Origin of the sequence: Undibacterium sp. TC4M20W (assembly GCF_049340245.1) — a bacterium.
Lineage (GTDB): Bacteria > Pseudomonadota > Gammaproteobacteria > Burkholderiales > Burkholderiaceae_D > Undibacterium.
In genome coordinates, this window is sequence record NZ_JBMPPI010000035.1 from 13,343 (window position 1) to 28,694 (window position 15,352).

Annotated in this window: 12 protein-coding genes; 6 read left to right on the forward strand and 6 right to left on the reverse strand. The window is 50.2% G+C overall.

All coding sequences use genetic code 11. The annotated features are described in order from the left end of the window. Window positions 1-742 precede the first annotated feature (742 nt). From ACO0LL_RS26660 to ACO0LL_RS26675, 4 genes are all read left to right on the forward strand, one after another. Window positions 743-1,000, forward strand: a complete 258-nt coding sequence (locus ACO0LL_RS26660) for a hypothetical protein (protein WP_422953845.1) — start codon at window positions 743-745, stop codon at window positions 998-1,000. Between the two features lie 35 nt (window positions 1,001-1,035). Next, window positions 1,036-1,920 carry a sensor histidine kinase gene (locus ACO0LL_RS26665; protein ID WP_422953846.1) on the forward strand — a complete coding sequence of 295 codons (885 nt, stop codon included), beginning with the start codon at window positions 1,036-1,038 and terminating at the stop codon, window positions 1,918-1,920. Between the two features lie 48 nt (window positions 1,921-1,968). Next, window positions 1,969-2,799 (forward strand): LytR/AlgR family response regulator transcription factor, encoded by an 831-nt coding sequence (locus ACO0LL_RS26670; protein WP_422953847.1) that lies wholly within the window; start codon window positions 1,969-1,971, stop codon window positions 2,797-2,799. Window positions 2,800-3,016: 217 nt separating this feature from the next. After that, window positions 3,017-3,850 carry a hypothetical protein gene (locus ACO0LL_RS26675; RefSeq protein WP_422953848.1) on the forward strand — a complete coding sequence of 278 codons (834 nt, stop codon included), beginning with the start codon at window positions 3,017-3,019 and terminating at the stop codon, window positions 3,848-3,850. A gap of 136 nt (window positions 3,851-3,986) precedes the next feature. On the opposite strand, the gene ACO0LL_RS26680 is transcribed toward ACO0LL_RS26675, so the two are convergent. From ACO0LL_RS26680 to ACO0LL_RS26700, 5 genes are all read right to left on the reverse strand, one after another. Then, the gene (locus ACO0LL_RS26680; protein ID WP_422953849.1) at window positions 3,987-5,246 is read right to left on the reverse strand and encodes a hypothetical protein; all 1,260 of its coding nucleotides are present in this window, start codon (window positions 5,244-5,246) and stop codon (window positions 3,987-3,989) included. Window positions 5,247-5,415: 169 nt separating this feature from the next. Beyond that, a complete protein-coding gene (locus tag ACO0LL_RS26685; protein ID WP_422953850.1) occupies window positions 5,416-6,759 on the reverse strand; it encodes a hypothetical protein in 1,344 nt (447 codons plus the stop codon). A 119-nt stretch (window positions 6,760-6,878) separates the two neighbouring features. Further along, window positions 6,879-8,237: an 8-oxoguanine deaminase gene (locus ACO0LL_RS26690; RefSeq protein ID WP_422953851.1), complete on the reverse strand. Its 1,359-nt coding sequence runs from the start codon at window positions 8,235-8,237 to the stop codon at window positions 6,879-6,881. Window positions 8,238-8,272: 35 nt separating this feature from the next. Further along, window positions 8,273-9,661, reverse strand: coding sequence for a nucleobase:cation symporter-2 family protein (locus ACO0LL_RS26695; protein ID WP_422953852.1), 1,389 nt, complete (start codon window positions 9,659-9,661; stop codon window positions 8,273-8,275). 619 nt (window positions 9,662-10,280) lie between these two features. Then, window positions 10,281-12,038 carry an allantoate amidohydrolase gene (locus tag ACO0LL_RS26700; protein ID WP_422953853.1) on the reverse strand — a complete coding sequence of 586 codons (1,758 nt, stop codon included), beginning with the start codon at window positions 12,036-12,038 and terminating at the stop codon, window positions 10,281-10,283. A 209-nt stretch (window positions 12,039-12,247) separates the two neighbouring features. Here ACO0LL_RS26700 and uraH point away from each other — a divergent pair, with 209 nt between their 5' ends. Beyond that, window positions 12,248-12,601 carry a hydroxyisourate hydrolase gene (gene uraH, locus ACO0LL_RS26705; RefSeq protein ID WP_422953854.1) on the forward strand — a complete coding sequence of 118 codons (354 nt, stop codon included), beginning with the start codon at window positions 12,248-12,250 and terminating at the stop codon, window positions 12,599-12,601. A gap of 200 nt (window positions 12,602-12,801) precedes the next feature. On the opposite strand, the gene ACO0LL_RS26710 is transcribed toward uraH, so the two are convergent. Further along, window positions 12,802-13,740, reverse strand: coding sequence for a LysR family transcriptional regulator (locus tag ACO0LL_RS26710; RefSeq protein ID WP_422953855.1), 939 nt, complete (start codon window positions 13,738-13,740; stop codon window positions 12,802-12,804). A gap of 363 nt (window positions 13,741-14,103) precedes the next feature. Between ACO0LL_RS26710 and ACO0LL_RS26715 the strand changes: the two genes are divergently transcribed. Next, window positions 14,104-15,336 carry a urate hydroxylase PuuD gene (locus tag ACO0LL_RS26715; RefSeq protein ID WP_422953856.1) on the forward strand — a complete coding sequence of 411 codons (1,233 nt, stop codon included), beginning with the start codon at window positions 14,104-14,106 and terminating at the stop codon, window positions 15,334-15,336. The last annotated feature ends 16 nt before the right edge of the window (window positions 15,337-15,352 follow it).

The following is a 15,352-nucleotide window of genomic DNA, read 5'->3' on the forward strand; positions in this document are numbered from 1 at the left end:
TTGTAAGCTAGCGCCGCCTGAATAATTCGAAGAAGGTCTTTACCAGCCCCCATATATGTAGAAGCAGCAGACATGCATCTGCATGCCGCTGCTTCCGCTTCCCTTTAGCAATATCCGTCAACTCCCTATTTTTTAGCGCCGGATACTGCATTAACCAAATCGTGTTTACTAAATTTGTTTATGATTTGGTTTAAATATATTAGTAATATATTTTATAAATATCTAGATCATTTTTAACAAAACCCGAAAATTGGGCATTTGTTAAGCAGGGCGGAATTTTAGTGCTGTAAGCCATTGATTGGAAAGAATAATGTTTTGAAAAGTTGTAATTAGACGTAACAGACTGAATTTTCTTAAATCGCAAAATTTTTCTGATAACCGAATTGCATCGTTCAATATAAGTCTGTGATACGCGGCTATTAAGTAAACAGAATTCTTGTCCTCGAAGCAACCAAAGCCATGCAATGGAATAAGTAAGAAATGCTTTTAACAGTAAATATTTGCCATAAACTTGGCTTGCCTTCAATTCAGTACTTCCACGCACCTCCCACTCATCCACTCAAATAACCGTTAGACCCAGTCAAGTTACTGTTAGTCGCAGCAGACTATAGCCTTGTAAAAGTGCCTGCTATTCTGCGTCCATGGATGAAGAAAATCATCCGGCAGACAGGAGAGAAAAATGCATACTCAAACAGAAAACACTTTGGTCACCGTTGAAACAACAACTAACAGGAGCGATAACATGAACAACACAAACAACAACCCGGTTCTGGACTTTGCCAAAAACCTGGCAGACACGCTGGTCTATGCAGGCCGCCATGCTCTTGACTGGGTATTACAGGCATCATGGAAGAAGCTCTTGCTGACTTCTTTGCTGACTTTGATCACTGGCGGCATATTGCATTTATCATCACTGGCAAATGGCCTGGTGTTTGGCGCTATCATTGCCAAAATATTTGCTGACAAAGACAAAACAGCAAGCAACCCACAAACTGAATAAGCCGCCTGGTAAAACTGGCGGCGAATGGAAATGGTATGAAACATCGCGACGATAACAAGGTACTCGACCTGATCATGGATATCACCGACACGGTGACCGTGGTCTGGTGGAAGTTCTTTGACTGGCTGGCAGTAGTACCCTGGTCATCTTTACTCGGCATCTCGCTGGTCGCCATGATAGTAGGTGGTGCCCTGGGCCTGGGTGGCCTGATGCCCGCGCTGGTATTCGCCTCTTTCATCATCAAGAGCCTGGCAGGTGGCAAGCGTAGTGCAGAGATCGCCGCCACTGCTGCCGCAACCCGTGCCGATGTTGAAGCACTGGAACGCCGCTTGCTGGAAGCAGAAATGGCAGCACTGCAGGCACAGATAGAACCGCATTTCTTGTTCAATACCCTGGCGCTGATAGGTCAGCTCATAGAAACCAATCCGGCACAAGCCACCATCGTGCATCAGCATCTGATCAAATACCTGCGCTCAGCTATGCCGCAAATGCGTGACAAGGGCAATGGCAAGCTGGGTCTGCAAATGGACATGTGCCGTGCCTATCTGAATATCATGCAGGCACGCATGCAGGAGCGTTTGACTTACGATATAGACTTGCCATCGGAGCTGGAATTTTTGCCCTTCCCATCGATGATGATACAAACCTTGGTCGAGAACGCCATCAAGCATGGCCTGGAACCCAAGACCACAGGTGGCCATATCCGCATCACAGCAAAGAAAGTCGATGGGCAATTGCTGGTTGAAGTCAGCGACAATGGCATGGGTTTTGACATGCATGCAGATGATGGCATGGGCCTGACGAATATACGTGAACGCCTGAAAGTGCTGTATTCAGGCAAGGCTCAGCTGGTCATTGAAGCACCTCAGGCTGGCGGTGCAGTCGTCGGCATACTGGTGCCTATAGACACAAAACAATAAGAACATTATTCTTATTGCTTATTCCACAATCCTGTATCAGGGAACAGCATGCCAGCATTAGCAACAGCAGCAGCAACAACGGCAATGATAGTCGATGATGAGAGCCCGATGCGCGATCAGCTACGCGCACGCCTGCAACAAGCATGGCCAGACTTGTCCATCATTGCTGAAGCTGCGAATGGCATAGTCGCCATAGAACAGGCAGAAGAACTGCATCCCGATATTATCTTTCTCGACATACGCATGCCCGGCAAGAACGGCATAGAAGCCGCCAGCATTTTGGCCAAGCAGGCACTGGTGGTGTTTGTGACTGCCTATGATGAATATGCGATACAGGCTTTCGAGCGCGGTGCCATGGATTATCTGTTGAAGCCGGTAGAGGCCGACAGGCTGGCAGGCACCTGCCAGCGCCTGCAGGAGAGATTGCAAAAGCGCCAGCACGAAAAAGCCGCCCCCGCCAATGGCACCAATGCCACCAACGCCGCCAGCGACCAGGCCAGACAGGTTGAACAAATGCTGACGCAATTAATGCAACAGCAAAGCCAGAAGCGTGAATACCTGCGCTGGATACAGGCCAGCGTAGGCAGCAGCCTGCGCATGGTCAGCACCAAAGAAGTTTTGTTTTTCCGCTCCGATGAAAAATATACGCTGGTGCAGACGGAGCAGGCTGAATACCTGATACGCAAATCACTGAAAGAGCTCGAAGACGAACTCGACCCCAAAGAATTCTGGCGCATCCATCGCTCCACCCTGGTACGCGTCTCTGCAATTGCCGAAGTCACCCGCGATTTCCGTGGCCGCCAGTTGATAGGCCTGAAAGGTCATGCAGAAAAACTCGAAGTCAGCCGTAATCACACGCATTTGTTCCAGCAAATGTAATAGCTAGTACTTTCAGGGGCCAGTTTATCAACACTAACATTTTTCCATTCAGCTATCAGAAGGCATGCTAGTTACCGAATGATAGTCACAATTTCAGGCTGATAATCTGAGTGTAAAAAATTGAAATAATCCTACCCCCGTTTGTCTGGTTTTCAGATACTGCCAGCTTGTCAAAGATACATACAGAAGTATCTTTATACTGCCAGGAAAACCAGACATGTCCCAGACACAATTTCAAACACGCGGTACTAGCACGGAAGCACAACTTGCATCCATCAACGCTGCCTTCCCCAAGCGAAGCATGCAAATACTCGCAACCGGAAAACAAGGGGTGCTGATGTTGATAGGCCTGTCCATGGTCGGGCTGCTTTTTGTGGTCGGCCTGGTCTATATGACGGTGCCAGATTTTCTGTATGACTACAAGGTATCCAAAGACCCTGTCGTGGATGAACGCGCAGAAATCCACGGTAGCTGCAAGAGCCGCAAAGTCATCTTTATCGATTGCGATGTCAAAATCCGCTACCTGCCAACACCGCAGGACACAGTAGCGCAAGAGATCAAACACAGCTTCTGGTTTGTCAGTTTTCAACCGTCGATGTCCACCGAAGCCGTCAGGTCTCGATCCAATCCCGGCATGATTACAACAACCATGGCGACCGAACATATCACCAACCGTTTTTTCATGATACTGACTTTTACCCTGCTGTTTGGTTTCATGACTTTCGGTTGCCTGTATGCAGCCTGGAAAAGCCATCTCTTTAATCGCCTGATACAAACAAAACCGGGCTTACTACCGGTGATGGTCAAAGTCAAAGACATACAAAACCAACGCACGGTATTTTTTGAAACCGATATAGATGGCGCAAAGAAAAAACTCCGTCATATCTTGCGCAAAAAAGAAAGTCCCCTGTTCCTGCCGCATCAGGAAGATATGGCACTGGCCGTCAGGCTGAGCGGAGCACCACACGTCGTCTTGCTCAATGATGAACTGACGACACTCGATTTTACCGAGCAGGAAAAAAGCGTACTGTGGGCTGCGATTACCGATTAAGGATAACTTATACAAGCAGGACCTACGCAAAACTGGTCAAAGCGTTGCAGCGCCTTGTTGGAACAATTTTGCGTAAGTCCTGACAGTTTGCATACATGTTCTTTCTGCCTGCGAACAAGTCTGGGGTGGTTCTGCTCTAAGCATTTGCAGCAGCCCTGCGACGCTGGCGCTGGATACTGCGGTACAGCTTGCGCAAATCTTCATGGCTGTCGTAAGCAAGCTCTTGCACTATCTGTTCAGACAGCACATGATTATCAAGCAGCAGCTTCACCAGATCCCTTCTGTGTAAGGAGCAATTCATGCTGTGATACATTGCCTCTAGCGGCAGCTTGCAATCAGGACCAGGATTGGCTTTATATATGGCGATGATGCCTTGTACCAAGAGATGCACCTCGTCAAAATTCCTGGCCCTGCCTATGATCTCCAGCAAGATGCCAGCATCCCCTGCTTTATAATTACTGACGAGCAGGTGCAAGTAATCGCAAGGGATTCTTGTTGTTGATATTTTTTTTAGCGCAAGTGCACGAATATCGTCCCCAGAAAAATGACTCAAGGCCAATACAGCATTTTGAACTTCACCCGTCTTAAAGTTTGGACGTCCACGGGCTATTTGCATCAGAGCCTGATAATCGAAAGGGAATTTGACTGCATAGAAAAAACGCAGGTACTTGAATTTCCTGAATTTCTTTTTTTCATCCAGAAAATTTCTAGCCACTGCGGCTATCTCTTCCTGCTTCATCTTCAAGCAACGGTCAAGTTTAAAAACAGCTCGCTTGTTAGGACGATTGATTATTTCTTCTAGTTCTGCCACCGTGTAAGCGGGTGGCACTTTCCTGCGTGATTTTTTAAAAGGTTCTATGGCTGAAATGAATCTGTAGTAAAGATTGATATCAGGATTAGTCTCAGCCGCTGTTTCCAGCTCGGCATACACCTGCAAATGTGGATTTGCATCTTGTAACTCATCGATATACCATCGGTATTCATACATCCATCTATCTTCTTTGGGAACTTTACCCAATTTCCCGGCCAGTCTGAATAGGCCAGGCAGGCCATCCATCTTGAGGATTTGCTCTTCCCCGCAGAATTCATAATCCTCATGAAAAGATTTGTCAAAACGCTGCAAGAAAATTTCACGAGCCTTCGCATTTCCCCCCTTATACATGAGCAGGGCCAGATCACATAACTGCTGAAGATCAGAGCTGTCAGATTTTTTCTTTTTAAGTTTTTGTAATACGGTTTTTTCTATCAAGGCCCGCTGCCTGGTTCGCTTGATCAATGGATAAAGATATTTAGCCCGGCTACCTTCAGACTGTGCATCATTCGCTAGATTCTTGCTGCATGCTACAATCAACTCCCTCGAAAAATCCACGTCGGGGTGCGCTTTCAAGAGCAGCATCGCACGGCCAGTGCCCAGGTTGAGGGAATAGAAAAATTGCTTTTGCAATTCGGCATTTTCGGATATATCCGGATAATTATTTTTTACCATTCAGGATTAAATGTGTTCTGGTTTACGTAAAATTTTTGCCAAAATCTTAGGCTCATAAAATGCCCATAAATCAGCATCGTTAACTCTTCATTTTAGAGCGAGCACGTTTTATGCTACGGGATAATTTTCGTAAGTCTTCATCCGTATCATAAGCAAGTTCGTCCACAATCTCTTCGGACAACACACCATTTTTATTTAACAGGTCTATCACGCTCCATCTATGCATTGCGCAGTTCATGCCATAGTACAAGGCCTCCAGCGACGCCTTGCATTCAACAGTTGGATTGGCCTCAAAGATATCGATGATGCCAGCGACCAGATCATGTATGTGATGAAAATTTTTTGAGCGTTGTATGATCTCCAGCAATATTGCTGCATCACCAGTCTTGTAGTTATTAACCAATAATTTCGAGTAATCCCAGGGCGTCTTTTCACTGGCAAATTTTTTAAATGCAAGTGCACGGATATCATCGCCTTTGAAGTGACTGAGGGCATTCACGGCATGCATTATGCGGCGGTTTTTCTTCACGTTCCTGCCGCTTGCCAACTTCAGCAGGAACCCGTAATCAAAAGGGAATTTCGTTTGATAAAAGAAGGGGAGGTATTTGTATTTTCTGTTACCGTCTTTTTCAGCAAGAAAATTCCTGGCGACTTGTTCTATATCTGCCTGTGTCATTCCTGAAATGCGCGAGGCCCAAAAGCGGGGGAAGCGACCTGCTTCATCAATCAACTCTTCAATTTCTGTCACTGCATAAGGAATAGTTTTGCTACGCCTGTATTTTTCCCTGGGTTCAGCGGACAAGATCAAATCAAGGTAATTTTTGATCGCTGGATTTGTCTCTGCGGCCTTGGCCAATTCTGCATAGACATCGACAGACTTGTTCATCTCTTGAAAATCATCGACGCGCCAGCGGTCTTCGTAATCTGCTCTTTCTTGCTCTGGAAGTTGTCCCACTTTTTCAGCAGCCATGATCAGGCCTGCCATGCCCTCAATTTCCAGCAACACACCTCTCGCAAACAGCTCATAGCCATTGCTGAAAGTTTTTTCAAACCTGCTTAACAAAGCCTCTTTCGCTCCGGCTATGCCAGCCTGATGGAAATACAGGACGAGATCGCTAAGCTGATCCATGCCATAGTCATTGCGTTTTTTGGCACTGAATTTTTTGATGATAGTACGAATCAGTTCATCTTTTTGACGTGATCGCATGACCAGACTGTACAAATACACGGCCCTGCTGCCTTCACATTGTCTGTCATAGGCGAGGTTATTAACAGTGGCAGCGAGTATCTGTGCAGAGAAATCTATTTGCGGATGCGCTTTCATCAGCAGCATCGCCCTGCCTGTTCCCAGCTTCAGAGAATGGAAAAACTGTTTTTGCAGCTCTGTAATTTCAGCTGGGTTTAATGGAATCTGTTTTTTCATGCATGAGTTATTAAAATCAATGACTCAAGCATACCAGCAAGTTCTGGATATAAGAAAATTGATGCTGACAGCGGGATTTTTTTATACCACTGTCCGCATCTGGAGACAGCAAGATCAACTCAGCGTGCTGCCTCAGCGAGTTGATGGGCAAGACGATTATGTCTTTCCATCACTACTGGTAAATCTATAGAAGTTATTTGTCCATCACGCACCACGACACGGCCATTGATGATGCTGTAGGCCACATCTGAAGGCGTGCAAAAAACCAGAGCCGCGACCGGGTCATGCCAGGCTCCGGCATAGCCTATCTGCTTCAGGTTGAACATGACGATGTCTGCCGACATACCGGGTTTGAGTGCGCCTATGTCTTCGCGGTTAAGTACCTTGGCACCACCCAGGGTAGCCACTTCCAGCGCCTGCCGGGCTGTCATCGCATCAGGCCCAAAACCCACGCGCTGCAAGAGCATGGCTTGCCTGACTTCACCCAGCATGTGGCCGGAATCATTTGAGGCGCAGCCATCGACACCGAGGCCAACGCTGACACCGGCATCCAGCATCTTGCGTATGGGTGCGATGCCAGACGCCAGGCGCATATTCGAGCAGGGGCAATGGGCAATGCCAGTGCCTGTGCGGGCGAACATATAGATGCCATCATCATCGAGTTGCACGCAGTGCGCATGCCAGACATCATGGCCTACCCAGCCGCAGTCTCCGGCATATTCTGCCGGGGTCATATTGAATTTCTCGCGGCTGTAGGCAATGTCATTGGCATTTTCTGCCAGATGGGTATGCAGCGATACCCCATAACTGCGCGCCAGTTTTGCTGATTCGCGCATGAGATCGCGCGAGACAGAAAATGGCGAGCAGGGTGCAACGACGATGCGCTGCATGGCGTGGCGGCTGCTGTCGTGATAAGTCTCTATCAGGCGCTGGGTGTCGCGCAGTATGCTGGCCTCGTCTTCCACCACGCGGTCTGGTGGTAGGCCGCCTTTTGACTGGCCTACGCTCATGGAGCCACGCGCCGCATGAAAGCGCATGCCTATCTCTTGCGCTGCCTGCAGGCTGTGATCCAGCTGGCAGCCATTTGGGTAAATGTAGAGATGGTCGCTGCTGGTGGTGCAGCCAGACAAGATCAGCTCTGCCATCGCGGCCTGGGTGGAAACCTGCACCATTTCTGGTGTCAGGTTGGCCCAGATAGGGTAGAGGTTGGTCAGCCAGTTGAACAGCTCCCCATTTTGCGCCGCCGGTATGACGCGCGTGAGGCTTTGGTACATATGGTGATGGGTATTGATGAGGCCGGGCATGACGACATGGTCAGTCGCATCGATGACTTCATCGGCGGTGTGCGGCAAGTCTGCACTTGGGCCCACCTCAGCGATGACATTGTCGATGATATATACCGCACCATTGCTGATTTCACGGCGCGTGTCGTCCATGGTGACGACAACGCGGGCATTTTTGATAAGTAAGCTGGCCATAGCAAATAAAATAACAAATAAATTAACAGAGAAAATTAATGGTCGGAGCTGTGAGCCGCCGCCATGGCAAACGCCTTGGCTTCAGACTCCGTACCCTGACCGTTGAAAAACAGATTGAGCATCACTGCCGCGATGGTGGCCAGCAAAATGCCGCTATCGACTATCGTGCCCAGCCAGTGCGGCAAGTGCGAGAAAAACTGCGGTGCTACAAGCGGTATCATGCCTGCACCTATGCTGACGGCAACGATGAACAGGTTATGACGCTGGTGATTGAGACCAGCATTGCCGAGTATCTTGATACCGGTGGCGGCTACCATGCCAAACATGACTATGCCTGCACCACCGAGTACATACACAGGTATCGATGCCGCCACATGTGCCATTTTGGGGAACATGCCAAACGCTACCAGTATCACGCCCGCAGCCGCGCAGACATAACGGCTGCGCACACCAGTGACACCGACCAGGCCTATGTTTTGTGAAAACGAGGTATAAGGAAAGGTATTGAAAACACCACCGATGACCGTGCCCAGGCTGTCGGCCCGCAAGCCATTTGCCAGTTCTTCATTGCTGATGCGTTTGCCGGTAAGCTCAGACAGGGCGAGGAACATGCCTGTTGATTCCACCATGGTGACTATCATGACCAGGCACATGCCTATGATGGCACCGAGGTCAAAAGTCGGCATGCCATACTGGAAGGGCATGATGAAGGCAAACCAGCCAGCTTCGCCCAGACCATCAAAACTGACCTTGCCCAAGACCAGCGAGACGACAAAGCCCAGCACCATGCCAAGCAAGACCGAGATATTGCTCAGGAAGCCGCGCAAATAACGTGTCATGAGCATGATGGCGACCAGCACAAAAAAGGCAATCGCCAGGTTTTCAGGCGCACCATAATTGGGATTGGGCTGCATGGATTTGCTGGCCGCATCAAAGATCATCGGTTGCCCGCCCGCTGCCCAGTTGATGCCCACACGCATGAGGGTAATGCCGATGACGGTGATGATGGTGCCGGTAACGACAGGAGGAAAAAACCTGACAGCCCGGCTCATGAAGGGCGTAATGATGAGACCAAAAATACCGGAGGCGATGACAGCCCCATAAATGCTGAGTATGCCCAGGCTGGGGTTGCCCGCCATTGCCACCATGGGACCAACTGCCGCAAAGGTGACGCCCATCATGACAGGCATGCGTATGCCAAACTTCCAGATACCCAGGGCTTGTATCAGGGTCACCAGGCCGCAACAGAATAAATCGGCATTGATGAGGAAGGCTATCTGGTCTTTGGGTAGGTGCAGGGCACCGCCGATAATGAGAGGCACGGCTATCGCCCCGGCATACATCACCAGCACGTGTTGTATGCCCAGAGTGAATAATTTTGCTGCTGGTAGCTTTTCATCTACCGGGTGTATCGCTGTTTGCATCGTCTCTTCCTTGCTTGATGGTTTGGTTTTTTTGACACATCACTGCTGGGTTCTCTGACGGAATTTTTTGTCAGTGATGGCTGAAAATGCACATACTGAGCTGCTAAAAATTTAAGCGACTGGTAATCGGGATGACGGAAGAATGCATCATGTGCAAGACTCCTGGTTTGCCTTCCTGACGATGGTGTCGTCAGGAACAGCGGCTACAAATACAGCCGAAACATAGTGTCCGACTGCGCTTTTTACTGCTGCCTGACGAAGTGCATCCCCCATGATCTGGAAGAATGTATCTCGTCAGGATTGATCTGCGTCGTAAAAAAATGCCGGTGAAAGCATATTCTTGCGTCGCCTCAAACCATGTAGCGATAAGCACCGCAAACATGGCAGCAGGCTCAAGCTCAGTCTTGGTCCTGCATCAGGTCTTCATTGCGAAGCTGATGCAGGCAATACTGAAAGTGGCGCCAGAAATCCTGGTTTGTTGAACTGAAAAACTAGACCTCTCAACACAGAGGCACGGAGACACAGAGGGGCACAGAGAAAATCTTTAGAACATTTATTGAGAAAATACACAAATGAATCTGCCCTTCCTCTGTTTCACTCTGTGTTGATCTTTTCGGTCTTAGGATTTTTCCTTAAAATTCCTTAAAAAATCGAGCAAGATTTGTGCCGAGACTTCTGCGTCGTCGGCGCTCATGGTTTCCAGTGGGTTGTGGCTGATGCCACCGTTGCCGCAGCGTGTGAACAACATTGCCACATCGGTCATCTTGGCTATCGCCATGGCATCATGGCCTGCGCCTGATGGCAATTCAAAAGCGGGCAAACCTGCCCTTTGCGTGGCTGCTGCCAGTTGCTGCATCAGCCATGGGGCGCAGGGGGCTGCCGGGGCGGATACGGCTTTGACTATGTTCACTTCGATATTGCGCTGCTGGCAGATGGCTTCTATCTTAGCCAGGATGTCATTTACCGCAGCATCGCGGGTGGCATCGTCAGCGGCACGGATATCCAGTGACAGATTGCAGGACCCGGGTATCACATTGACCGAACCATGTGGCACCTGTAACTGGCCCACTGTCCCTACCAGGGACGTGCCATTGGCGCAACGCTGTTCTACATACAAAATGATTTCTGCGGCGGCAGTGGCAGCGTCCTTGCGCATGCTCATGGGTGTGGTGCCGGCGTGGCTGGCAACTCCTTTGAGTTGCACCTGATAACGGCAACTTCCAGCGATGGAAGTGACGATGCCCACCGGCAGGTCACGGCCCAGCAAGACCGGGCCCTGTTCTATATGCACTTCTACATAGCCCAGGATTTGTGCAGGGTCACGCGCTATCGCGGGGATTTGTTTGACATCATGCCCGGCAGCAGTCAGCGCTTCACGCATGCTGATGCCGTCTGCATCGGTCTTGTCCAGCAAGGCCAGGTCAAACTGGCCGATGACAGCATTACTGCCCAGGAAAGTGCTTTTGAAGCGCACGCCTTCTTCTTCAGAAAAGCCTATGATTTCGAAATTGAAGGGCAGTTTTTCATTTCTCTCGTTCAGGTATTTAACAATAGCGATGGGTAGCAGGATGCCTTCACGGCCATCGTATTTGCCACCATTGCAGACGGTGTCATAGTGGGAACCGGTCAGCAGGGTCTTGGCATCGGTCGCATCAGACAGGTAGCGGCCTACCACGTTGCCGACGGCATCGATATGCGCATGCATACCTGCTTCGCGCATCCAGGCCGCCAGTTGCTCTGCGGTTTTTTGGTGCGCGGCTGTCATGTAGGCGCAGGTCAGGCCGTCTTCATCATCGCTCCAGGCGGCCAGGGTTTCTGACCATTGCATGATGGTGTTGCCAAATTGCAGAGTGTGTTCGAGCAAATCATTCAGGCGTAGCTCAGCAATGCGACCTATCTGGCGCAGGCATTCTGCCAATTCGTCTGCGCGCTGGTTTTTGAAGCGGCGCTGGAAGGTGGCGATGATGGCTTCCCGCGTAAAGCCCTTGCCATCTGGCCCTTTGACGGCGAGGATGAAGGGGAAGCCAAACTTGCTGTTGTAGTCGGCATTGAGTTTATGCAGTATTGCAAATTCTTCAGGGCTGCAATTGGTCAGGCCTGCCTTGGCCTGTTCACCTGTTGATTCTGCCGTCAACTCTCCGGCGATGGCGGCCTTGCCTGCCAATTCGGGGTGGGCACGGATCAGGCCCAATTGTTCTGCCTCTGTCGCCTGGCTGACCACGGTTTGCAAGGCCAGCTTGAGAGCCGCGATGCTGGCAAAGGGGCGGCTGGCGGCGGCCCGCTCAGGTATCCAGGGGGAATGTTCATATATGCCATGCAGGATATGCACAAAGTCTTGCGGCCTACAGTGGTTCAAGTGGTCCAGAGTTGTCGTCATAATTGGTCAGGCAATGTGCCTATTATTGTGCCTATGCTTTAATGTGACCGGTGTTGTCCCGGCATGATGAAGAAGCTTAAGCCCAATTCTGGCTTGCAATGTGCTGCTGTCTTCATGATCTGTATATCTTCGATAGTATATTGATAGACTGCTGGCAGTATAAGATTTGGCTGATAGCGCATTTCAAGTCATCAATATAGGAGATCAGTATGGGAAAGCTCAGTACGCACGTATTGGATATAACCGTTGGCAAACCCGGCGTGGGTGTGCAGGTGGAGTTATATGCCGTCAATGCAGGTGAGAAAATCCTGCTGAAGACAGAAACTACCAATAATGATGGCCGCTGCAATGCGCCCCTGCTGGAAGGAGACAGCCTGAAGCCCGGCCTGTATGAGCTGGTATTTGCAGCAGGTGATTATTTCGACAAACAGGGCGTGGACCTGCCCAGTCCCAAGTTCATAGACCGCGTTACCCTGGCTTTTGGCGTGGCTGATGCCAGCCAGAATTACCATGTGCCGCTGGTGGTATCGCCCTGGGCGTACTCGACTTACCGCGGTAGTTAACCGAAGGGCTTTCGCAAAATTGTCCCAACAAGGCTAACGCATTTAGGAAACCGCCCTAGCAAGGGCGGTTCGTTTCGTTGGCATACAGCATGCTGTATGAAACCCCAACTGCACCGCAGCGACGAAGACAGTCTTTAGTACGCGGCTCCTAGGAGAGGAGCTGCAACGCTTTGGGGCGGTTTTGCGGAAGTCCTGTCAATTTATTTGGACATTAAAGATTTGGCTGCCTGGGCGATCTGCTCACGCAGCCATCTGTGTTCTGGTGAATGATGCACGCGTTCATGCCAGAGCTGGTAAAAGCGCAGTGGCGGGAACTTGATGGGGATGGAAAAAGTCTTCAGTTGCAGGCTTTTTTCATAAAAGCTCAGGTATTGCTTGCCTGTCGTCAGCACCATGTCGGATTGCGCCAACATATGCGGCATAAGCCCAAAATAGGCCGATTCAACCACGACATTACGGCGCAGGTGCTGACGTTCCAGATGGGCGTCGATGACGCCGTGATAGCCGGACAAGAGTTGTGAAGGCGCGACATGCGGCAGGCTCAGATAGTCTTCCAGCGTCATGTCGTCAGTACCGGTGCGCTTGGCATAGGGGCTGTCGGCACGCATGGCGCAGACGATGGGGTCTTCAAACAGCTTGGACAGGTGCAAGTGTTGCGGCGGTTCATCCCAGTTGGCAATGACCAGATCAAGGTCGCCGTCAGACAGGTGGCGCACATAATCGACTTCCGCCCCCAGACCATGAATGACGATCCGACTCCTGGGTGATTCGCGGCGCAAACGCTCCACCACGCTGGGCAGGAATTGCACATGCAGGGAATCTGGTGCTGCGATGTGGAAGGTCTTGCTCTCTTGCTGGGCCACGAAGGGCACCTTGCGTTCAAACAAGAGTTCGGTTTCATCGAGTATGCGTTTGGCAGGCTTGAGCAGGGTTTCACCATGGGGGGTAGGCACCATGCCACGGCCACCGCGCACCAGCAATTGGTCACCAGTCAGCTCGCGCAATTTGCGTAGCGAGGCAGAAATCGAAGGCTGGGGCTGGTTAAGCTTCAAAGCCACGCGGGAGACGTTTTTCTCACTGAGCAAAAGATACAAAATGCGTATCAGATGCAGGTCGAGATGATTGGGTAGTTGTGCCATGCTGATGCCTGTCTTCAAACGTATATCGAAATCTGTATTTTTAATATACTTGGTTTTCAATGAAGTTTGTAGGGAAAAAGTTTATCGTTACCAGACTTCACCAAGTTTTTTGCTATTAATGCTGGACTTCGATAATTCAGCCTTACCTGCCCTTGGTCTAACTGCTGTAATAGGAGACATTTACAGCAGTTAGATGCATTTTGTGGTTTTTTAGCACTGACATCGTGAATAATGGGAAGGTATATTCCTTAATAACACCGGTCGCAGCGGAGCTTCGGTTCGCGACCACTTTGGGATATTTTTATATCCCTCTCGTCTGAAGAGCCCCGCGGAGGCAGACGAGCTTCTAACATGAGAGAAAACATGGAAGCTTTTTTACTTGCGTATGGCACTGAGTGGCTGAACCTGATCGTCCGCTGGCTGCATCTGATCACCGGCATCGCATGGATAGGTGCATCCTTCTACTTCGTCTGGCTTGATAACAATATCCGCCCGCCCAAACCCGGTTCTGAACTAGCCAACAAGGGCGTGTCTGGTGAATTGTGGGCTGTGCATGGCGGTGGCTTTTATAATCCGCAAAAATACCTGATCGCCCCCAAAGAACTGCCAGAAGAACTGCACTGGTTCAAATGGGAAGCCTATGCCACCTGGCTGTCTGGCTTTGCGATGTTGTTCATCGTCTATTACTTCAATGCGTCTGCGATGATGATAGACAAGTCCGTCGCTGACCTGACAAGCTGGCAAGCCATAGGCATAGGCCTGGGCACGCTGCTGGTGGGCTGGACGGTGTATGACTTACTGTGCCGTTCACCGCTGGGCAAGCGTGAGGGCCTGCTGGGTATCATCATGTTTGTGTTCATTGTGGCGGCGGCGTTCGTGTTGTCGAAATTCCTCAGTGGCCGTGCCGCCTATATCCACGTTGGTGCCATGATAGGCACGATGATGGTAGGTAATGTGCTGATGCTGATCATCCCCGGCCAGCGCAAACTGGTCGAAGCCATGCAGCAGGGTAAATCGCCTGATCCTATCCACGGCCAGAAAGCCAAGCAGCGCAGCGTACACAATAATTACTTCACTCTGCCGGTGCTGTTCATCATGATCAGCAACCATTATGCAATGACCTATAACCATGAGTACAACTGGCTAGTGCTGGCGACCATCATGGCGGCGGGCGTGTTGATACGTCACTTTTTCAACCTGCGCCACAAGGGTATTACCAACTGGGCTTATCCTGCGGCTGGCGTGACTTTATTGCTGGCAGTGGCGATTGCGATTGCCCCAAAGCCACCTGCCAAAGTAGCAGCGCCTGATCCGGCCCTGTCAGCGGCAGAAGCAGACAAGGCCCAGTTCACTAAAGTGCAGGGCATCATCCAGCAGCGTTGTGCGTCTTGCCATTCAGCCGCACCTACCCAGCCTGGCTTTGCTACTGCGCCTGCTGGTATCAAGCTCGATACGCCAGAACTGATCAAACAGAATGCGGTAAAGGTCAATATGCAAGCAGTGCAGTTGAAGGCCATGCCCATTGGAAATATGACGCAAATGACGGAAGAAGAACGTGCAGTCGTCGGTGCCTGGTTCCAGGCTGGTGCCAAGTAAATCAATAAAAATCTAG